The 19,760-nt window shown below is 65.8% G+C and carries 26 protein-coding genes; 5 read left to right on the top strand and 21 right to left on the bottom strand.

The features are described 5' to 3' along the window. Positions 1-10 precede the first annotated feature (10 nt). From RWO33_RS03605 to RWO33_RS03560, 10 genes are all read right to left on the bottom strand, one after another. Positions 11-370 carry a TIGR03745 family integrating conjugative element membrane protein gene (locus tag RWO33_RS03605; RefSeq protein ID WP_003090173.1) on the bottom strand — a complete coding sequence of 120 codons (360 nt, stop codon included), beginning with the start codon at positions 368-370 and terminating at the stop codon, positions 11-13. Positions 371-386: 16 nt separating this feature from the next. Beyond that, positions 387-620 carry a TIGR03758 family integrating conjugative element protein gene (locus tag RWO33_RS03600; RefSeq protein WP_003050225.1) on the bottom strand — a complete coding sequence of 78 codons (234 nt, stop codon included), beginning with the start codon at positions 618-620 and terminating at the stop codon, positions 387-389. After that, positions 617-1,000, bottom strand: a complete 384-nt coding sequence (locus RWO33_RS03595; RefSeq protein ID WP_013391806.1) for an RAQPRD family integrative conjugative element protein — start codon at positions 998-1,000, stop codon at positions 617-619. Before RWO33_RS03595 ends, RWO33_RS03600 begins: the two co-directional genes overlap by 4 nt. A 98-nt stretch (positions 1,001-1,098) precedes the next feature. Continuing rightward, positions 1,099-1,848, bottom strand: coding sequence for a TIGR03747 family integrating conjugative element membrane protein (locus RWO33_RS03590; protein WP_013391805.1), 750 nt, complete (start codon positions 1,846-1,848; stop codon positions 1,099-1,101). After that, complete coding sequence (gene traD / locus RWO33_RS03585; RefSeq protein ID WP_124122780.1) at positions 1,845-4,034, bottom strand: type IV conjugative transfer system coupling protein TraD; 2,190 nt, start codon at positions 4,032-4,034, stop codon at positions 1,845-1,847. Before traD ends, RWO33_RS03590 begins: the two co-directional genes overlap by 4 nt. Before the next feature lie 4 nt (positions 4,035-4,038). Then, positions 4,039-4,578 (bottom strand): integrating conjugative element protein, encoded by a 540-nt coding sequence (locus RWO33_RS03580; RefSeq protein WP_013391803.1) that lies wholly within the window; start codon positions 4,576-4,578, stop codon positions 4,039-4,041. Further along, on the bottom strand, positions 4,575-5,165 hold the full coding sequence (locus RWO33_RS03575; protein WP_314102083.1) for a transglycosylase SLT domain-containing protein: 591 nt from the start codon (positions 5,163-5,165) through the stop codon (positions 4,575-4,577). Before RWO33_RS03575 ends, RWO33_RS03580 begins: the two co-directional genes overlap by 4 nt. Further along, positions 5,147-5,872 (bottom strand): TIGR03759 family integrating conjugative element protein, encoded by a 726-nt coding sequence (locus RWO33_RS03570; RefSeq protein ID WP_013391801.1) that lies wholly within the window; start codon positions 5,870-5,872, stop codon positions 5,147-5,149. Before RWO33_RS03570 ends, RWO33_RS03575 begins: the two co-directional genes overlap by 19 nt. A gap of 14 nt (positions 5,873-5,886) precedes the next feature. Continuing rightward, positions 5,887-6,531: a hypothetical protein gene (locus tag RWO33_RS03565; RefSeq protein WP_124122779.1), complete on the bottom strand. Its 645-nt coding sequence runs from the start codon at positions 6,529-6,531 to the stop codon at positions 5,887-5,889. Beyond that, positions 6,528-7,094 (bottom strand): PilL N-terminal domain-containing protein, encoded by a 567-nt coding sequence (locus RWO33_RS03560; protein ID WP_013391799.1) that lies wholly within the window; start codon positions 7,092-7,094, stop codon positions 6,528-6,530. Before RWO33_RS03560 ends, RWO33_RS03565 begins: the two co-directional genes overlap by 4 nt. A 168-nt stretch (positions 7,095-7,262) precedes the next feature. On the opposite strand from RWO33_RS03560, the gene RWO33_RS03555 reads away from it, so the two are divergent. The 5 genes from RWO33_RS03555 to arsH are packed head-to-tail and all read left to right on the top strand — an operon-like array spanning position 7,263 to position 10,321. Further along, positions 7,263-7,583, top strand: a complete 321-nt coding sequence (locus tag RWO33_RS03555) for a metalloregulator ArsR/SmtB family transcription factor (RefSeq protein WP_016445103.1) — start codon at positions 7,263-7,265, stop codon at positions 7,581-7,583. A 2-nt stretch (positions 7,584-7,585) separates the two neighbouring features. Further along, complete coding sequence (locus tag RWO33_RS03550) at positions 7,586-8,080, top strand: arsenate reductase ArsC (protein ID WP_013391797.1); 495 nt, start codon at positions 7,586-7,588, stop codon at positions 8,078-8,080. A 10-nt stretch (positions 8,081-8,090) separates the two neighbouring features. Then, the gene (gene arsB / locus RWO33_RS03545) at positions 8,091-9,167 is read left to right on the top strand and encodes an ACR3 family arsenite efflux transporter (RefSeq protein ID WP_038317538.1); all 1,077 of its coding nucleotides are present in this window, start codon (positions 8,091-8,093) and stop codon (positions 9,165-9,167) included. A gap of 16 nt (positions 9,168-9,183) precedes the next feature. Then, the gene (gene arsC / locus RWO33_RS03540; protein WP_013391795.1) at positions 9,184-9,606 is read left to right on the top strand and encodes an arsenate reductase (glutaredoxin); all 423 of its coding nucleotides are present in this window, start codon (positions 9,184-9,186) and stop codon (positions 9,604-9,606) included. After that, positions 9,599-10,321, top strand: coding sequence for an arsenical resistance protein ArsH (gene arsH / locus RWO33_RS03535; RefSeq protein WP_013391794.1), 723 nt, complete (start codon positions 9,599-9,601; stop codon positions 10,319-10,321). The genes arsC and arsH overlap by 8 nt, the downstream gene beginning before the upstream one ends. Positions 10,322-10,380: 59 nt before the next feature. Here the strand turns inward: arsH and RWO33_RS03530 are convergent, their stop codons facing one another. The 11 genes from RWO33_RS03530 to RWO33_RS03480 all read right to left on the bottom strand — a co-directional run bounded on the left by RWO33_RS03530 (position 10,381) and on the right by RWO33_RS03480 (position 19,348). Further along, entirely contained in the window at positions 10,381-12,660 is a 2,280-nt protein-coding gene (locus tag RWO33_RS03530) for a helicase-related protein (protein WP_017514545.1), read from the bottom strand. A gap of 136 nt (positions 12,661-12,796) precedes the next feature. Then, a complete protein-coding gene (locus tag RWO33_RS03525; RefSeq protein ID WP_003116817.1) occupies positions 12,797-13,102 on the bottom strand; it encodes a hypothetical protein in 306 nt (101 codons plus the stop codon). 89 nt (positions 13,103-13,191) lie between these two features. Further along, positions 13,192-13,512 carry a hypothetical protein gene (locus RWO33_RS03520; protein ID WP_003116818.1) on the bottom strand — a complete coding sequence of 107 codons (321 nt, stop codon included), beginning with the start codon at positions 13,510-13,512 and terminating at the stop codon, positions 13,192-13,194. 50 nt (positions 13,513-13,562) lie between these two features. Continuing rightward, a complete protein-coding gene (locus tag RWO33_RS03515; protein WP_223224654.1) occupies positions 13,563-14,696 on the bottom strand; it encodes a DUF6094 domain-containing protein in 1,134 nt (377 codons plus the stop codon). 40 nt (positions 14,697-14,736) lie between these two features. Continuing rightward, positions 14,737-15,384 (bottom strand): hypothetical protein, encoded by a 648-nt coding sequence (locus RWO33_RS03510; protein ID WP_003116820.1) that lies wholly within the window; start codon positions 15,382-15,384, stop codon positions 14,737-14,739. 76 nt (positions 15,385-15,460) lie between these two features. Then, positions 15,461-15,721 carry a hypothetical protein gene (locus tag RWO33_RS03505; protein WP_003090124.1) on the bottom strand — a complete coding sequence of 87 codons (261 nt, stop codon included), beginning with the start codon at positions 15,719-15,721 and terminating at the stop codon, positions 15,461-15,463. A 16-nt stretch (positions 15,722-15,737) separates the two neighbouring features. Then, complete coding sequence (locus RWO33_RS03500; RefSeq protein WP_003116821.1) at positions 15,738-16,145, bottom strand: hypothetical protein; 408 nt, start codon at positions 16,143-16,145, stop codon at positions 15,738-15,740. A 104-nt stretch (positions 16,146-16,249) separates the two neighbouring features. Beyond that, a complete protein-coding gene (locus tag RWO33_RS03495) occupies positions 16,250-16,591 on the bottom strand; it encodes a hypothetical protein (RefSeq protein ID WP_003116822.1) in 342 nt (113 codons plus the stop codon). Positions 16,592-16,685: 94 nt separating this feature from the next. Continuing rightward, positions 16,686-17,375 carry a DUF3275 family protein gene (locus tag RWO33_RS03490; protein WP_003116823.1) on the bottom strand — a complete coding sequence of 230 codons (690 nt, stop codon included), beginning with the start codon at positions 17,373-17,375 and terminating at the stop codon, positions 16,686-16,688. A 94-nt stretch (positions 17,376-17,469) separates the two neighbouring features. Further along, a complete protein-coding gene (locus RWO33_RS03485) occupies positions 17,470-18,297 on the bottom strand; it encodes a DUF932 domain-containing protein (protein WP_013391792.1) in 828 nt (275 codons plus the stop codon). Positions 18,298-18,442: 145 nt separating this feature from the next. Beyond that, on the bottom strand, positions 18,443-19,348 hold the full coding sequence (locus RWO33_RS03480) for a DUF3577 domain-containing protein (RefSeq protein ID WP_314102027.1): 906 nt from the start codon (positions 19,346-19,348) through the stop codon (positions 18,443-18,445). Positions 19,349-19,760: the final 412 nt, after the last annotated feature.

Here is a 19,760-nt window from a genome sequence, read left to right as displayed (position 1 = left end):
CCGGCCTCGCTTACAGGATGCCGGTGGCTTCGGTGAGCAGCCAGATGCCGATCACAAGCAGCACGGCGCCGATAGCGACCGTGAGGCCGAACTGGCCCCACGTCTTGCGGCCGGTGTGGATCTCCGCGTAGGTCCCGTAGGCGTGGTAGCAGACGCCGATGAACATCGACGCCACCACCAGCAGGGCCACGAGCATGATGATGTCGTAGCCGTAGTTGCGGATCGTCTCCATGATGCCGTTGCCGGTGCCGCGCGTGGGGTTCTCCAATTGCGGCAGACCTTGCGCGAACGACAGCGCCGGCAGCGCGGCGGCGCCCAGGGCCACGGCGGCGCGCTGGGCAAAACGGGAAGTGAGGTTGCGGTTGTGCATGGTCGGGCCTTTCAGGTCAGGACAGAAGGAAGAAACTCAGGACGAGGTACATCGCGACGAAGCGGATGCAGACGCCGAGGAACTGGCGCTGGTTGAGGCGGCTCTCGGACCACCCCACGTAGGCCGTTCGGATGGCCCAGACGCCCCACACGAGCAGGACCGCGAACACGACGCCGACCAGAACGGTCGCCATCGCGGAAGGCGCGATACCGCTGTTGGCTTGAAATGCCGAGACCTGGGCGCCGTTCATTGCTTGCCCTCCGCAGTCGTCGCCGGCAGCGGCTCGGTCGCCCGTTCGGTGCGGTATTCGCCGGCCAGTTCGGAGGGGGCGCGCGGTTGAGCGCGCGATGGCGTCAGGTGAAATTGGATGCCGGCGCGCACGCGCGCCAAGTCAGCCTGGAGCCGCGGGTAATCGAAGTGGTAGCGCTCGCCCGGTGTGATGGGGGTATGCGCGGCGCTGTCCGCGACGGTGCGTTCCAGCGCGTCGAGCTGGCGCAGCGCGGCGACCAACTCCTGGCGCTGCGCCGGGGACTCGGCCAAGGCCATCGGGGACCGGCCCAGCACGAGGGCCGTCACGAGAAAAGTGGGCACGCCGCGATGCGCGGCGCGCAGCCAGATCGAAGCCAACATCGCGCCATTCCTGTGTGATCAGCAATGGGTTGATCGTGGAGATCAGGGCTGTTTCAGGCCGCAAACAATAGGAACCCGGAAGCGACCGGATTGATGGCCTAGAGGTACTTTTTGAAGCTGCCCGCGGTCAGGCTCACGGCCAGTCCCAGCAAGGCTGCGCTGGGCAGCAGGATCAGCAGCGGATGCACCGAGATCGGCAGCGCGAGGTAGGTGATCCAGGGCAGCACGGCCAGCGGCATCAGGCTCGCTTTCGCGCGGTGGTAGATGAAGCCGGATTCCCGGCCCGCGCCGAACCGCCGCACGTCCCGCCGCACCAGGCCGTCGATCAGGCCGACGAATGCCGCAGTGAGGATCAGCGGCAGCGTGAGCACCAGGACCAGCAGGCGCACGAGGAACGTGAGCGTCGTGAAGGCCGCGGCGATCAGGTAGCTCTCGGCCCAGACATAGGCCTGGCTGATGTAATAGCGGAAGTTGCGCGTCGGCTCGCGGCTGGGCGCACGGGCGCGCTCGGCGGTCTGGCTCATGCGCTCCAGCAACCCCGAGCGCACGAACACCCACCCGTACCCGGTATCCACCAGCTCGTGCGCCGTGCGCCCGGGCTCCTGCACCACCACGCTGCGCGTGAAGTGGTTCGACAGGTGCCCGAGTTCGTACTGCAGCATCTGCTGGGAGTGGCGCCAGCCCTGGTCCTTCCAGAACAGGTGCATGCCGACGCACTCCACCACGATCGAGAACAGCAGCGAACCGATCAGCACCCCGAGCAGCCTGAACGGCAAGGTGATGGTGCCGACGATCAGCCCCTGGCGCTGGTTCTGCTCCCGCTGCGCGGTCGAGGCGGCATCCTTCATGGTGCGGCCTCGCCGGTGCTGTCGTCGGCGCCGGTGGCCACCGCGTCAGGCTTGGCCGGAGCGGCGTCATCCAGCAGGTCGTCGGGCAAGGCAGCCTCCTGCAAGGCTGGGGAACTGGTGAACTCCCACCATTGCGTGGCCTCGCTGTAGCTCTGACGCATGTACCCAGCCAGTTGCTGCAAGTCCGCCGGCATCACTTCATCGGGGTCAGGCGCTGGCAGTGGCATCCGGACCTTCCAGAGCTGACCACCCTGCAGCAGCGCGAAGCATTGGCCTTTGGGCAGGCCGACGACGTGGGATGGCTCGATCATCGGCACGCTCGACATGCTGATGCGGTCTTGCGTGTTGCTGGTGAAGTCCGTCGTCCCGCGGATGTCCGAGGCATCGGTCGCGCCGGAGACGATGGTGGTGGTATAGACCTCCACCTTGGGCAATTGACGGGTCAACAATTCCGCGGTGGCGGTTTCCCGAACCCGCAGCATGAACAGGTTGTTGAAGTTGCCGATCACCTGGCCGGCCTTCGCGCGGTTGCCGATGCGGGCCTCGATGTCCGAGAGCGTCTGCGTATACGCGGTCACCTGCAGCCCGGCACCGCCGCCCTTGTTGATAAGGGGGATGAACTCGTCGCCCATCAGTTCGTTGAACTCGTCGGCATGGACGTTGATGGGAATGCGCGTGCCAGCCGAGGCACCCGGCAGGCCGTCGTCGATCCCGTGCTTGTAGATGTGCCCGGCTACCGACACCAGGTCGGAGAACATGGAGTTGCCGACCGCCGCGGCGACTTCAGCATCCGACAGCGCATCCAGGCCGACATAGACCACGGCGCGCTTCCTGATGACTTGCATCCAGTCGAAGATCGGGCGCGCGTCAGACAGGTCGGAGTAATTCGGCGCCAGGAGTTGGGCGATCTTGCCGCTGGTGAGCTTTTCCAGCAGCGGCAGCAGCGATGCAACGATCTTGTCGAAGTAGGTCTTGTCGTAGCGCACCGCCGAGCGCAGGCCATCGAGCACAGGGTCGTAGTTGCGCGCCTGGGAGAGGTATTGCTCCAGCGCCACCACACGCTTCTCGCGCCCGATCATGTTCCTTGGGATGTTCTTCTCGTTGAGCTTGGCCTCGATCTGGACGATCACCTCCCAGGTCTTGGGCTCGGTCTTGGCGAAGTAGTGTTGGGCGTACTCCATGAACAGCGCGTCGATGTTGATTACGTGCCGCTGGATCAGCATGTAGTCCGGGCGCTGCCCCAGTTCCACCAATGCGCGCGCAATGATGTTGACGAAGCGCCATGCGAACTCGCGGAACGCTGCACTGTTGCCCTCGCCGGAGAGTTGCCCGGCAATGCGCGTGGCGACTTCACTGATGCGTCCGAAGCGCCCCACCGCGTTGTAGCGTGCAGAGAACTCGGGCCAGCCGAGGTGAAAGACGTAGAACTCGCCCTCGCGACCCGCTCGCTTGGCTTCGACGTACATGCGTTTCAAGAGATCCGCGTCGCCCTTGGGGTCGATGACGATCACGACCTCATGCTCACCGTCTGCATTCGTGCGACGGATGTCCTGGGTGACGAACAACTCGGCCAGCCGCGTCTTCCCCACGCGCGTGGTGCCCAGCACCAGCGAATGGCCGACGCGCTCACCCAGTGGCAGGCTGACGTCGACCTCGTCGGGTTCGATGCCGTGCAATCGCGGCAGGCCGCCTACCGGTGGCAGTGGCCGCACGGGGTTGAATGACACATCCCAGCCCGTGAGCCGTACGAGGCGAGACAGTGGAAACGGTGCGAACTCCAGCCGCTCCTCCAGGCGTCGCGCCAGCCGGTATGCCGGTGTTGGCTCGACGTAGCGGCGAAATTCCGGCCGGTACGTCTGCATCAGCCTGTGGGTGTGCTTCTGTTCCCACAGGAAACCGCGCCCCACGAACAGGCGCTGCTGGCTGACCGGCACGTCCCTGCTCGTCATCACGTAGCGCGGCAGGCGCCGGATGTTGCGGCGGTAGCGCAGGATCACCCGCGCATCGCGGTAGCGGATCGCGCCATAGGCGCCGAACGCCAGTGCGGCACCGACGCCCATGGCTGGGCTCAGCGCGAGCGACCACGGGGCCACCAGGGACAGAAACGCGGCGCCCGCACATGCCGCGACGGTGTATAGCTCCACCGCTGGGCGCAACAGGACTTCGACGGGCTGTTTCCCCGACATGGCCTCATTGCTCGATGCCGGTCGCCGTGATCAGCGCCGGGTAGTGCCGCAGGCCCAGGCGTTCGGCCAGATCATCGCCGGCCACGGGGGCCATCGGCACGCCAGGCGCCAGTGCGCGCAACCGCGCCAAAGCCTGCGCGGTCTCGACATTGACCACCAGGCCGACCGCGCCGCGGTCGTGCAGCGACGCCGCGTGACGGCGCAGCCAGGCTTGCGAGGTCTCATCGTCGCCGATGACCACGAAAGGCCGCAGGCCCGGTGCCTCGATCACGCGCCGCGCGACGAAGCCGGGCATCAGCTTCGCGCTGCGTACCGGCAGCATCGCTGCCTCGTCAGCGGGGGTGGCGGGAATCTGCGGCGTCGGAATGGGAGGCCGCAACGCGCTGTTGGCGCGTGGCTGCAGGTTAAGCGCTTCGTAGTACGGCAGCGCCGACGCGCCGCCGCGGTCCTCGACCACGATCAGCGGTTCGGCGGCATGCGCGACCAACGGCAGCGCCGCCAGCAGCGCGAGCAGGCCCCGCAGGGTCCAGAGCGGTTTCGTCATGGGGTCGACTCCTGACGCACGGCTCGCGCCGTGGCGATTGAGTGCGTGCCCTGCACGCGGGCGAGGTGTCGGGATACGCTGCGTCGATAGCGGGCGGCAGGCTCACCGCCCGCGGGCCGGTGGTAGCGGCCCATGGCCAGCAGCCAGTCTTCACCGGGGGTGTACTGCTCCTTGAGGATCTCGGCGGCGCTGGCGAGATTGCGGTACGGGTCCAACAAGTCGAAGGCATGGGTGTAGCGGTGCGGGTGGTAGCCCAGGTTGATCTGGCCCAGGCCCGCGTCGATGCGCGTGGGTGGCGTAGATCGCATCGCCTGCTGCAAACCGGCGCAGGCATCGGCACGGGTGGCGAAGCGCCGCGACTGGCCGGCGACATTCAGGGTCCACGGCCATGGGACGATGCGTCCATTGCGTCGCATGCCGCTCTCCTGCAAAGCCACGGCGTAGAGCACCGTCGAGGGAATGCCCGCGCGCTGTGCGGCAAGCTGGTAGGCCGGTGGCGGAACCTCCTGGGCATGGGCGGCGCAGGCGAACAGGCCCGCAGTGAGCGCCAGTGCGCGCAGCAGCGCCGTTACGGCTGGCGTTGCCATTGGCCGTTCACTTCGCGCACAACCGCAGGCAAATCGCCGGGCAGGCTCAGCGACAGCCAGCGGCCGCCGTCGTGGTTGAGCGTGATGCCGCCGCTGCGCACCCGGGCCGGGTCGATCTGGGCGCGCTTGGCCCAGTCGCGGATGCGCGCATCGTCCTGGCGGCTGCCGACCATGTAAAGGTCGAACTCGGCACCCGAGGATTGCAGGCGTTGGACGAGTTGCCCGCAAGCCGCGCAGCCGTCCTTGATGAACACTGCCGTGCGACCGCTGCCCCGCGCAGCGGCGGCGCCTGGCCTCTCGTCAGACAGGTTCACCCGCTGCATGCCGGGGTTCAGGCGCTGCCAGGCCTCGTCGTAGGCGCGCTGGTACGCGAGCAGCTTCTCCACGCGGCGCGCTTCGACTTGCACCTGCAGCTCTGCGTAGCGCCGCCGTTCTTCGTCGGTGCGCGCCTCGATGCCCAGGGCGGACAGCGGGTCCAGATTTGGCGAGTAGATGCCCAGCGGCCCATCCATCAAGTCGCGATAGCGCGCCCATTCCTGCGGTTGCAGGCCCCATTCGCCTGCCACCCGGTCGTCCAGGATGCGGGCGGCCAGCGGGCGCTCCTGGCTCTGCGCATTGCGGGCGGGGGTCGTGGCGGGCTGCTGCGCCCAGGCGGGCAACTGCATGGAGCCCAGCAGGAACGCGTACAGGATGATCGACGGCTTCATGTGGTGGGCTCCGGTCAAGGAATCGCCACGCGACGGGTCTGGTCGCCGGCCTGGAACACCGCGGCAGTGCCCTCGATCGCCTGCAGGCGCCACGGACCCAGCGCATCACCCGGCAGCAGCACCTGGAGCTGATCGGGCGTGAAATCTCCGGCACTCGGGGCGACGGACACGCTGCGCTGACCCGCGCGCAGCTCAGCGCCGACGACACGAAATGGCAGCGGCGGCGGTTCGGACTTGGCGGTGGCCGGTTGGCTCGGGGTGCGCCGCTGGGTAGGCGCCGCTGCACGCGCAGTCGCTTGGCGCACCTTGATCTGCTCGACTTCGGTACGCAGCGCCTGAACGTCCTCGGCGGTGGCATAGCCACCCAGCGCCTGTTCGGCTTGAACGATGCGCGCCTCCATTGCCTGCCGAGCGTCTTGCAGGCCTGCGGCGGTGGCGGCTGCGGGCTGCTGCTGCAAGGCCCGCGTGGTCTCGGCCAGCCCGGTCACCTGGGCTTCGAGGCGCTGCAACCGGACATCGAGCTGCTGCTGGTCGGCCTGATCGGTCATCGTCTGGTGGCCCAGGATCGCGAAGACACTGAGACCCAGCAGCCAAAGCCAGAGCAGGCTTTGCAACACCACGGCGGCGGTCGGGCGCCGGAGCGGCTGTGCCGCGTTCATGGCTGGCCTCCCGCAAAGGGGAACGTCTGCACGGCCTCGGCAGCAGGCGGCTCGGACACCGGCTCGGCACCGGTGTCGCGACCAGGCCGCTCGAAGCAGACCTGCCGCGTCCGGTCATCGGCGTGCAGTTCCCAAGCCGGACCGGCCAGGGTGAGCAGTGCATCGCGCAAGGTCATGGGGCCGAGATGCAAGTGCGCCGCCGGCAGCGGCAGCGCGTACAGCTCGATCACCGCATGCGGGGTCTCGCAAAGCTGGTAGCCGCTGCGTTTGAGCACATGCCGCAGCCCGTCGCCGACCGTGGCGCGGACCTCCTCGGGCATGGACACGTCGATGGTCTGCACCAGCAGATCGCGCTGCGCCGCCATCGGCGCCAGCTCCACCAGGGTGTAGCGGCCATAGCGCACGACGGGAATGAACTCGGGCGGTGCAGCCTCGGGCGCGGGTGGGACGTCCTCGACGGTGCTGGCGGCCAGCGGCGGTGGCGTGGTCGCGCAGCCGCTGGCCAAGGCTGCGGCCAGGAGGCTGGTACCGACCAGACACCGGGATACATGGATTGCAGGCATGGCATCGGCTCTTCTGTTGCGATGCCGATACCTTGGCTGCGCGCGGCTGCGCGGTCAGTCAGAAATGCGAACTGGGGGGTGCCCGCTTTTGCAGTCCAACACATAGCGCAACCCGCAAATCCAACTGTGGTTTGCACATTAATTCTATAAATGTTGTATTATCGAATCATGAAAGAGGATCAAGCCATTTCCGCCTTAAACGCCCTGGCTCACACCCAGCGCCTGCGCGTGTTCCGCGCCTTGGTCGTTGCTGGCCCGGGCGGACTGACGCCGAGCACGCTAGCTGACCAGCTCGACGTGGCCCGCAACACCTTGTCCTTCCACTTGAAGGAACTGGCCCATGCTGGCCTCGTCAGCATCGAGCAGCAGGGCCGCAACCTGATTTATCGCGCCGAGTACGGCCGCATGGACGGTCTGATCGGTTACCTGACCGAGCATTGCTGCCAAGGTGGCGTATGCGAGGTTTCTCCATCCAAGACCTGCTGCTGACCATGACCGATACCACTTACAACGCCTTGTTCATCTGTACGGGCAATTCGGCCCGCTCCATCCTCGCCGAAGGCATCCTCAACGACATGGGCCAAGGGCGGTTTCACGCCTGGTCGGCAGGTAGCCATCCGAAAGGCGAAGTTCACCCGCTGGCACTCGCCACGCTGGAGCGGCTGCACCTTCCGACAACGGGCTACCGCAGCAAGAGCTGGGACGAGTTCGTGAAGCCCGATGCGCCGGTGTTCGATTTCATCTTCACCGTCTGCGACAACGCAGCCGGCGAGGCGTGTCCGCTGTGGCCGGGCAAGCCGGTGTCGGCGCATTGGGGCGTGCCTGACCCGGCAGCCGTGGAAGGCACCCTGGAACGACAAAGCAAGGCGTTCTTCGATACCGCCATGACGCTGCGCCGACGTATCGAGTTGTTCCTGTCGCTTCCGATCAAGAGTCTCGATGCCATGTCGTTGCAGCGTGAACTGCGCGACATCGGCCGCCAGTGAGGCCCGCCCGATGAGCGCAACCGATACTGCCGGCCCCGCGCCAGCAAACTCCGCCATGAGCGGCTTTGAGCGTTACCTGACGCTATGGGTGGCGGTGTGCATCATCGCGGGGATCGCTCTGGGCCAGTTCGCGCCCGCCCCATTCCAGGCCATCGGCCGCATGGAGATTGCCAAGGTCAACCTGCCGGTCGGCCTGCTGATCTGGGTAATGATCATCCCCATGCTGCTGAAGGTGGACTTCGCCGCGCTTGGCCAGGTGCGCCAGCATTGGCGGGGCATGGGGGTCACGCTGTTCATCAATTGGGCCGTCAAGCCGTTCTCAATGGCGTTGCTGGCGTGGATCTTCATCCGCCACGTCTTTGCCGACTGGCTGCCCGCCGATCAGCTCGACAGCTATATCGCCGGCCTGATCCTGCTGGCTGCTGCACCGTGTACCGCAATGGTTTTCGTTTGGAGTCGGCTGACTGGCGGTGATCCGGTATTTACGCTGTCGCAAGTGGCCTTGAACGACACCATCATGGTGTTCGCCTTCGCACCCATCGTCGGCCTGCTGCTGGGCCTGTCGTCGATCACGGTGCCGTGGGACACCTTGCTGGTGTCGGTGGGTTTGTACATCGTCATTCCGGTCATCCTGGCCCAGCTCTGGCGCCGGGCGCTGCTGCGCAAGGGGCAGGCCGTGTTCGACAGGGCACTGGAACGCATCGGCCCATTGTCCATCGCCGCGCTGTTGCTGACGCTGGTGCTGCTGTTCGCCTTCCAGGGCGAGGCCATCATCCGGCAGCCGCTGGTGATCGCCATGCTGGCGGTGCCGATCCTGATCCAGGTGTTCTTCAATTCCGGTCTGGCGTACTGGCTCAACCGCCAGGTGGGCGAAAAGCACTGCGTCGCTGGGCCATCCGCGTTGATTGGTGCCAGCAACTTCTTCGAGCTGGCCGTGGCCGCCGCCATCAGCCTGTTCGGCTTCCATTCCGGCGCAGCACTCGCAACAGTGGTCGGCGTGCTCATCGAGGTGCCGGTCATGCTGCTGGTGGTGCGCGTGGTCAATCGCTCACGCGGCTGGTACGAACGCCGCGCGACCACTTCGTAACCTCCAAGAGGCATCCATGAGCACCATCACGATCTACCACAACCCAGCCTGCGGCACCTCGCGCAACGTGCTGGGCCTGATCCGCAACAGCGGCGAGGAACCGACCATCATCGAGTACCTGAAAACGCCGCCCGACCGCGACACGCTCCAGGCGCTGATCGCGGCGATGGGCGTGCCGGTGCGAGACGTGCTGCGCGAGAAAGGCACGCCCTATGCCGACCTCGACCTGGGCAACCCGAAGTGGAGCGACGACGACCTGATCGGCTTCATGCTCCAGCATCCCATCCTCATCAACCGGCCTATCGTGGTCACGCCGCTAGGCACGCGCCTGTGCCGGCCTTCGGAAGCCGTGCTCGACCTGCTGCCGCAGCCGCAGCGCGGCGCGTTCAACAAGGAAGACGGCGAGCCGGTGGTCGATCAGGACGGCCGCCGTGTCTGAATCTCGTCTCGACCTGCCGAACATCGACACGGCGCTGTTCCAGCAACCGGACACCGAACATCTGTTCGCGCCGGCACGGGCCACGCACGCGCCGCGCTTCCTGCTGCTCTATGGTTCGCTGCGCGAACGCTCGTTCAGCCGCCTCGCAGCCGAAGAAGCCGCACGCATCTTGCGGGCGCTGGGCGGCGAGACCCGATTGTTCAATCCGTCCGGGCTGCCTCTGGTGGACGATGCGCCGGCCGATCACCCGAAGGTCAAGGAACTGCACGAACTGGTGCAATGGGCCGAGGGCATGGTGTGGAGTTCGCCGGAGCGCCACGGCGCGATGACCGGCCTGATGAAGACCCAAATCGACTGGATTCCGCTGTCGGTCGGCGCGGTGCGCCCGACCCAGGGCAAGACGCTGGCGGTGATGCAGGTATCGGGCGGCTCGCAGTCGTTCAACGCCGTCAACCAGATGCGCGTGCTGGGCCGCTGGATGCGGATGCTGACCATCCCGAACCAGTCCTCGGTCGCCAAGGCGTACCAGGAGTTCGACGAGGCCGGACGCATGAAGCCCTCGGCCTACTACGACCGCGTGGTGGACGTGATGGAAGAACTGATGAAGTTCACGCTGCTCACGCGCGACGTGGCGCCGTATCTGGTGGATCGTTACAGCGAGCGCAAGGAAAGCGCTGAATCACTGTCCAGGCGTGTACGGCAAGGTGCAATTTGACGCTGCGAGGCGCTGAAAAAAGAGCCGACGACCTCTCGGTCGTCGGCATTGCGTGAAGTTCAGGCGGCGACCAGTTGCCGGGCCAGTGCGACCTCGACGGAATCACCATCCTGGTTCAGGACATCCAGCCCCGATTCGGGCACGTCGCCCGAGGTGGACTGCGAGACCATGATCTTCTTGGCCATCAGTTCCAGGCAGGTCATCTGCGAAGAACCGGCGTAGCCGAGGTAGATCACGCGCACCGGCAACTTCTGCCCGATGCGCCAGGAGCGGCGTGCCGCCTGCTGGAGCGAGTACACGTTGTAGCCCGACTGCATGAACACGATCGTCGGAAACTCCAGCAAGTCCAATCCCGTCTTGACCAGCTCGGGATTGGTGATGAGCACGTCGATGCCACGATCCAGTTGCTCAGCGATCCAGTCTTCGCGGCGGCTGGCATCCACGCTTGCGCGCAGCACCGCCACCTTGAAGCCTTCTTGCTCCAGCAGCACCTTCAGGCGCGACGTGGTGTCCCGCGTGCCGGTATAGACCGTGTAGGCCAGAACCTTGCGGCCCTGCGCCTTCTCCGCTTTGCAGATGTCGATCAGCTCACGCTCCTTGGGGCTGATCTCGAACTCGTTGAACTGAGCCGGGACAAACGCCAAGGTGTTGCGCGTGCGCGGATGCACCACGGTCTCCGACCGGAAGCAGCAATCCGGCCAGGCCAGCAGCACGTTGAGGACCACACCCAGCAAGGTCGTATCGCGTCGCGCCAGAGCCTGTTTCAGCTCCGCGGTCAGCCGACCCGCCAGATCGCGGTAGGCCGCGGCTTGCGCCGTGTCCATCGCGACTTCACGGAACTCCTCGTCATACGGCGGCAGGACGTTGCCACCGATGTCCTTGAGCTTGAGAAAGATCGTGAACGGCAGGATGCAGCGCAGCACGCCCTTGGGGCCAAACCCCGGGGCCTTGACCGTGCGCACCGATACCTTGGTGCCCTTGGCCGTCTTGTGCGCCGTGCCGGTGCTCTCGGAGTAGATGTCCTTCAACACCCCGTGATCGCGCATGAACGCCATCGCAGCCGAGGTCATGCTGCCGCTCGTGGTCGGGCGGTAGCCGTCTTCGATCATCCGCCCCGGAAGGGCTCGGAACAGCAGGTGGAACAGGTCGTCCCCGTAGCCGCCCATCAACGTGCCGGTCAGAAGCAAGGTCTTGCGAGCCTTCGCCGCCAGCACGCCCATGGCCTGGCCCTGGGCACTGCCCCCGTTCTTGTACTCATGTGCCTCATTGGCGATGAGCAGGTCGAACGTGCCTTGCGGCAGGTAGCGTTTGATGAACTCGGACGGCTGATAGCCGCCCTCGCCAAAGCCGAACTCCATGTTGGCCATCGCACGTTCCATGCGCGTGGCCTGACGGTCGGAAAACACCAGCTCGCCGTTGCCATCCATGAGGTTGATGAACTCATGGATGTTGTCGCCGAGCATCGACGCCAGGAACCCGTCACCGAACTTTTGCATCAGCTTCTGCGCGGTGACCTCTCCGATGGTCGGTATGCGCTTTAAGGCTTTGAGCACGGCCGAGGACTGGTCGCTGCCGGACAGACTGCGCGGGCGGATCAGTGTCCACAGGGGCGCGGCGCAGTGGCCGCACTTCCTGCGGCACTCCTCGGCTTGGAGCGCGATCGGGTTGACCGGCTCGCCGTCGAGGTCGGTGATGACCGTGCCGCAGTCCGGGCAGGCCGCCACGTCGCCGTGGCGGGTGCGCCGCGTGGTGAAGACAGGCTTCCAGTGAAAGCCCATCCGCATCCTGACGCGCCCCAGGACGAAGAACTCCTGGCCCGTGGGCTGCACGCCCAACTGCTCGCGCAGCTTGATGAGCTTGACGAGCGTATCCGGCCCGTTGAGTACCCACACCTTGGCACCGGCCACCGTCTCCTGGATCTCGCGCCGCCACTTGTAAACCAGGTGGGGCGGCGACAGCACCAGAGTGCGGCGATAGCCTTCGGCGTTGAGCACGGCGGCCGTGGCAATGCCGACGGTCGTCTTGCCGCAGCCCATCTCGCCATTGACGATCGCAGCACGTTCGCCACGGTCGATCAGCAGCTCGGCGGCGGCGTGGACGACTTCGGCCTGGGCTGGGAACAGCTTGCGCTTGAGGCTGGCGACCACCAGTTGCCGGTGCGCCTGCGGTTGGCCGGTATAGACCGGCGGATTAGCGCTGTTGAGGGCGTCGAGTAGTTCGTCGCCGAACTCGCCGACAAAATCCTGAAGGCTCAGGGTCAGAGGGGAAGATTCCGCGTCGAGCAGTTCGCCCTGTACGGGCGCGGATTCAGCGGCAGTGGTTTCGAGATCGAGGGACATGGTGATGCTCCAAAGAAAAATGGGGCATGCACCACCCCCAGCGGGGCAATGGCATGCCCCGTGGTGGGAAGAGAATCGACGCGTGGCTGAGGGTGGTTGAAGGTGCTGGCCTGGGCGGCCCGCAGGTGAACCGTGCTCAGTCTTCGGACGGAAGCACGATGACGGTTGCGCAGCGCTGCGAATCGGTGACGATGCGAATGGCGAGCCCCGGATGGATCACGTAGTGCGATTCCAGCGACGCGCCCGATTGAAGCGCGCTGCTGTTCGTCTGCCATTGCTGGATGTTGACGTCGCCCCAGTCGCCACGGGTGTGGCGCCTGAAGTACGGGATCGGGTCCAGGCGACCCGCGCGGACCAGGCGGTCTACACCTCTGCTGAAGATGAGCGCCCCGATGGGGAACGCCAGCCGCTGGCAGTAGGTTTCGATGCGATGCGATGCCATGGGCTCCTCCTTGATGAGTCATTGAGCCACGACACCCCTGCCGGAGTGAAGTGGCTCCGTCAGGTGGATGAGGATGACGATGTGGGGCCTCAGATCAGGTCCCGCTCTTCGGGAAGCTGGACCACCGTGGTCTGGTGGTCCTCGCTGGTCTTGACGATCAGCGCCAGGTCCGGCGTGATCCTGAACTGCGAGATCATTAGGTTGTCCTGTTGGATCGCCACGTCGTTGGCTTGGCGTGTGGCCTCATCGATCTCGCCCCAGTCCCCGCGCACATGGCGCTGGACATAGGCCAAGGGGTCGATCAGGCCTCGCCGGGCCAGCCAATGCACCTTCTCGCTCAACTTCAACGTACTCGGTGCGAACAACGGTTGCTTGTGCGGCGCAGGCCGCTTGAACGGATTGGGGATCATGGTGTTTCTCCTTCGAGTTGGTACAGCAGGACGGCAGCGCGTCCGGTGGATCAGCGAATGGTCAACACCTCGCCCCGTGTCGCGGAGCCAGGTGTCATGTCCCACGCGCGGATGACGGGAACGAACTTGTCGGTGAGGATGCGGGTCTCGGCGATGGAGCCGTCTTCGCGTTCGGTGAACTCCCGCTGGAGCGTCTTGTCCTTGTGGGTGTCACCTTTGACGACGAGCACGCGCCCGGTCTTGGAGCGCACAACCCCCGAGATCGCACCCGCGGCCAGAGCCAGGGCGAGATGCCAGCGGGACAAGGCCCGCGCCGGTGGACGCAGCGATTGCTGCGCAGCCCCCAGGTGCGTGTCCTGCGATGGCCACAAGCCTTGCAGCCTGCCAACCTCATCGGCGAACTGCTCGGGCTCCATCGTCACGCGGAAGAAATGCTCTGGCTCGGCCGGGCTGGCGGGGACGATGTACGGCAGGAACGGCCACTCGCTCGGCAGTTCCTCGGCTTCGACTTCGCCTTGCCCTACCTGCAACAGCAGATTGCGCACGGCCTTGACGCCATCGGGCACCTGCTCGCGCTGGCGCACCCGGCGTCCGAAGATCACCACCTGCTTGAACTGCGTCTCCACCGCTCGGTAGATGCGCAGGTCCGTGTAGTGGCGCGTCAGCCAGCCGACCAACTCCGCGTCGAGCACGTAGCCGGGGACGATGAAAACCAGCACGCCGCCGTATTGCAGCAGCGAGAGCGTGCGCTGGTAGAACAGCTTTTCAAGGCGGGCACGGCCCTGGCCCTGATAGCCGATGTTGCCGTTGACGTCCTTGGACAGGTCCCCATACGGCGGGTTGAGCCAGAGCAGCCCGAAGGACTGCTTGGAGACCATCGTGTCCATCAGGTCCGCGTGCAGGCAGTGATCGACCAGGCCGCGGGCATGGCGCGCCCGCTCCGCGTCGAACTCGACGGCGAACGCCTTTGCCTGCTCGCGCCCGAGGGCATGGGCGGCTTCGGCGATCGCCACGCCTTCGCCGGCGCAGGGATCGAGGATGCACATCGGCCCGTCGCTGGGCATCAGTGCGTTGAGCGCTCTTTCGAGCGTGGGTTCGTCGGTCGGGAAATATCCGTTCTTGACGAAATTGCGGGCGAGCCGCGGGAACATGAGGGCCATGGAAGTCTCCTGGTTGGCGGGGATGAAACACGGAAGTACGCCAAGGCGTGCCTCCGAGGGTGGGTCAAGCCGCTACCGCTTCCGGCGTCCAAATCTTGGCCGGATACGGATAGGCGGTGAGCGCGTCGCTGCGGATCAGGGAGCCGAGCGCCAGGGTCAGCGCCGGCACGTCGATGGCGAGCCGATGGCCTTCCAGCGGCCCGAGGGCGAACGGAAGGCGGGCCAGCATCTCGCGGGTTTGCAGCAGTTCCAGCACGGTCTCGCGCCAGTGATCGAGCAGCGGCAACGGGCAGGTGTCCCGCACCAGCATCCACAGGCGGTCAAGCCTGTGGGCGCTGTCGCGTGGCAGCAGTGCCAATGCGCTGGCGTTGGCCTTGTCGGGCTTGACGCAGCGCCGGTCGAACAGCCACACGTTGGACAGCGAGCCGAACAGCGTCCGCCGGTACGCGCGCGTGATGCGCTTTTCCAGGCGATCGACGTTGCCGATGAATACCGGGACGCTGCCGCCCTGGTCGGTGATGACGTGGAACTGGTCCAGTCCCTGCTCGTCGCGCCCGAGGGTCAGGCGAGCGAGGAACTGCTGGACGGCGGTGTCCCGCGCCCAGATGGACAGGAAGATCAGGTTGCCCTGGTCATCGCCGACGCAGGCGTCGGCCATCACGTCCGGGCATTCGTCGATGCGGTACAGCGTGGAAGAAGTGTTTGCGGGCATGGTGGTGTCCTCGGATGAACGGGAACAGCACCGCCCGCTGGGGCAAGTACTGCCCCAGGGGGTGGAAGAAAACCGCTCAGTCCGGCTCGAACTGCCGGGTGTGCGGGTTGAAGTGAAGCGGCTCGTCCGCCGAAGTGATCGGCGTGAAGCCTTCCAGGTAGATGTTGTTGAGGTACTGGTCGCGGTAGGTCAGTGCCTGCCGTGCCTGGTCCTCGGTGAGGCCGTTGTCGATGAAGTACGCCAGCATTTCCTCGTCGGAGGACACTTCGTCGTTGGACAAACTCCCTTCAACGAGTGCCAGCAACGAGGGCGGAAGCGTTGCCAGGATCGGGTCCATGTCGGTTCCTCCTGGCTCAGGCCATCGACGCCGCGGCGGATGCCGCGGATGCCGTGGGTGTGCGCCGCCGGGCGTGGTAGGCGCGAACGCCTGCACGCCAGTCGGCGGACTGCTCCGGTGCGAGGTCCAGATAGGACAGCGGGCACGTGTAGTAGTACGGGTGCATGGACTCGTCCAAGGACTTGTAGCCCCACTGGCCGCCGCTTCGTTCAAGCAGATCGCAGCGGATGTAGCGCAGGGACTGGCCCGGTGCGAGATCACGATGCACGCCTTCGACCTTGGCGGTCACTTCGGCGACGGACCACAGCACGTTGCCGCGCAGGGTGTGAGCGATGACCTTGACGCTGGCGCGCTCGGTCTCTTGCGGTGCGATCAGTTCCGCGATCAGTTCGGACCGCGATTGGTTTGAGAAATACCAGCCCATGAGAGGCCTCCTCGAAAAGTTGAGCTGAAGGCCTCCCCGTGGGGAAGAACCCCCAGCGGGTGATGGAATGCCGCATCTGCGGCGAAGGAACCTATGCGTCGCCCTCAATCCCAGTCGTCATCGTCTCGATCACAACCGGCCGGGCAGTAGCCGAACTCGATCCCGTGCGAGCAATAGCCATGCTCCGCATTCCAGTCCTGGGTTTCCTGCCGTTCGGCAGGTGTTGCGTAGTCCCATTCCTGGGCCGCGATTTCGAGAGCCTGAGCACGTTGCTCATCCGGCAAACGATTGGCCTGTGCGTCGATCGCCGAACTGAAGAGCGTCACGTAGTGGTCGTAGGACAAGCCGCAACCGCGCTGGGCGTGTGCGGCGGCCGCTTTGCAAAGGTCCCGCCACGCGGGTTCATCCAGCGTTGAACGCGGGGTATCGCAAGCGATGGTGGACATGATGGAGACCTCCAGAAAATGGCCAGGGCCTCCCCCGCATGGGAAAGGAACCCCGGCGGGTGGATGAAGAACACCGCGCATGCGGCGTCTGCGATCACGCAGGTTTTGGTTCGGCCTGGCGGCTCCACTCCTGCGTCTTGAAGTCCAGCGCGTAGCCCAGCTCGCCCAGGCGGGCGATCTGCGCGCGCAGGGTGCGGCGGTCGATGGTCGAATCCAGTTTCACGGACTCGCCCAGCGGCCACAGCAGGCCGAAGAGCGCGGCGTCACCGTCTTCGGTGCTGCCGGGGGCAGCGGCCGTAGCAGGCGGTGGCGCATCCACGCCGAAGGGCGTGGTATCGACCAGCGGGTCCGCGGACGCCTGCACGGGTGCGGGCTTGGCGGGCCTGGACGCTTTGGTGGGCTTGGCCGGCGTTGCCGCAGGCTGCGCCCCTTGCTCTTCATCGAGCGGATCGACGTCCTGGGTGGCGAAGCTGCGGGCTTCGTCGCGGCTGAGTTTGTCGATGCCGTTGAGCGTCATGCCGTCGAGGCTGGCACGGATCTCGAACCGCATGCCGCCGCCGACCGGATAGGACTTCGGGAAGATGTACCTGATGATGAATTCCCCGTCGTACTTGCCTTCGGGGTACTGCTCCAGCTCCGGGTCTTTGACCTCGAAAGTACCGAGGTGCGTCGCGAGGCGGCCAACCGTGAACGGGCCGTTCTTGCCGCGGATGGTACGCAGCGTGAGCTGGCCGGGGACGACGATGGGCGCAACAGATTTCTCGGAAGCCGATGGGGTTGCCATGATGGTTCTCCTGATGATGAATGACGGGCCGCCGACGGCACCCGGTGGATGAGAGGAAATGGCCTCGCCCGAGGTGGGCGAGGTCCGCGTGGCATCACGCCTTGAGCTGGCGCATGCCTTCGGCCAGCAGCCACAACGCCCGGTTCAGGCGCAGGTTCTGGTCGATGCCTTGCACCGGACGGGTGCGCTGATTGCGGCCGTTGGCCGTGCGTCCGTTCAGGCCCCCTTTGACTAGGTTCTCCTGGACGCGGTTGAAGACGGCCCACAGGTCGTTCTTGCGGTCGTCCCATCGCCGAGGGGCCAGCAGTTGGCTCTCGGTGACAGGCGTGGACTTGGCCGGATCGTCGTACTTGAGTGCGAGCGCAGAGTTCGCAAAGACCTCCGCTTCGCCCTCATCGAGGGTGATGGTGCGCATCGCATCGCGCGCGTTCTGCACGCGCTCGAAACCTTCGAGGACTCCGTAGGCACCTTCGATCACCTGGCTGGCCACGTCGCCCTTGTGGGGAACGCGGATGTCTGCGGTGGTGTCACCGCAAACCAGGCCGTTGTGGCAGACGAACCGGAACATGCCGGCGAGCATCTGATAGCTGCTCGTGCCGTCATGGCTGTTGAGCAGGATGATCTCGTTCGCCTCGTCGCCGTTGATCTGGCTTGCATGGCGAAGTCGGATGAGGTGCTTCGTGTACTCGCGCCGGTCTTCGTTGCGCACGCGCGTCTGACACACCATGAAGGGCTCGAAGCCCTCCTGGCGCAGCTTGGTCAGCACGGTCGAGGTCGGTATGTAGGCATACCGATCGGACCGGCTCCCATGTGGAGCGTCGGCGAAGATCGACGGAACGACGGCACGAATGCGGTCGTCCGAGAGTGGGCGATCAGAGCGCAGGATCGGGGATTGCGGAGCAAAGCGGGATACCAGAGACATGGCTGATCTCCTTTGAGAAATTCGACAACCGCGTGGCCGTGAGACCACGCGGAACTCGGGGGATGAAATGCGCAAGCACGCGTCCTGGGGACGCGGCGTACGTGGGGAGGAAAAGCGACAAGGCCCCGTGAGAGGCCGTGCCGGATCAGAACGAAGCAGCCAATGCCGGCTCCTGCTCCTGGACTTGCGCCTCGGGCTCGCGCTCGGCGGGCTCGGTGGCCGTGTCGATGGCATCGTCGGCTTCGGACGCGGATGCGTCTTCGGCCGGCGGCGCCTCGGCTTGCGCCTGGCTCGTCGGATAGACCTGGGTGCCGTCGATCTTGATGAGACCGATGTGGACCAGCGTCGATTCCAGGCTGGCGGCCGGTTCCCCGGCGTGCTCACCCTTGGTGCGGATGTACGGATCGATCTTCATGTCGTTCAGACGGAAGGCGATCAGCACCTTGCGGTCACCCTCGACGGCCTGAACGCACCGGCGAACCAGGTGCTCGGCTTCCGGGGTGGCGACGATGGTGTCGAAGTACCGATACTCCGGTTCATCGACAGGCCCGGCCAGTGCCGCGACGGTGCAAGAGAGGAACGAGTCGCCAGCTTTTGGGGTGACGTCCTTCACACGATTGAGATAGCCGATGCCGCGGGTGATCAACTCGTGCTGCTCGATCGAAGCCAGTTCGGCCCGGTCGATCAGTTCGGCCTTGAGCAGTCGCGCCTTGAGGGACGCGGCGGCCTGACCCTTCTGCTCACCCTTGTCGCGGATGTACACATCGCCCCACAGGTCACCGAGGCGAAAGCGCACCAGCGGGCGCTGCTTGGGATCGTCAACGCCGATGTAGCGCTGAACGAGCTTCTTGGCCTCGGCACCCGAGACCTTGACGTCGAAGTAGCGGTAGCTGGGGTCCCGGGCGGGGCCGACCAGCGCGGGGATGGTGCATGCCAGGAAAGGCTGCGCACGGCGGCCGCCCCGGACGGGCACTTCACGGACACGCTGGATGTAGCCGATGCCCGAGGTGTGGAGGTCGAAATACGATTTCTCGTTGGACGTGGTGTTCATGGTGAATCTCCATTGGGATGAAGCGGAGACACACCGGCCCACGCATGCGGGGAAGGTGCGTGACCCCGCGGTGGGTTGATAAGGCGAAAGCATCCGCCACCAGAGGCTGGTGGCCGCTCGCGGAAGGATGCGGTGCGAGCTGGCTCGGTCACGCAGTGGGAACTGCGCCGCAACCTCGAAGACCGATGGTTGCCTGGCATGTCGCTGACGACGTCAGCAGGCATGGGGCCAGCATGGCGGGGCCTCGCGCGCGCGGCAGCAATCAATCGGCACCCGGGCGCTTCCCTTTGTCCGCGCCACCCGGCGCCTGTCACAGGCACTTGGCGCCGCGCAGGTGCTCGGGGGTATCGGCGCGCGGACGGCCGGGACGGCTCCAGGCGCCGCCACCGCGCGCGCCGATCAGCCGCCAGCC

Origin of the sequence: uncultured Stenotrophomonas sp., assembly GCF_963519925.1 — a bacterium.
Taxonomy (GTDB): Bacteria; Pseudomonadota; Gammaproteobacteria; order Xanthomonadales; family Xanthomonadaceae; genus Stenotrophomonas; species Stenotrophomonas maltophilia_AE.
The sequence above is the reverse complement of the archived record's forward strand: the minus strand, read 5'-3'. Positions and strand labels throughout refer to the sequence as shown.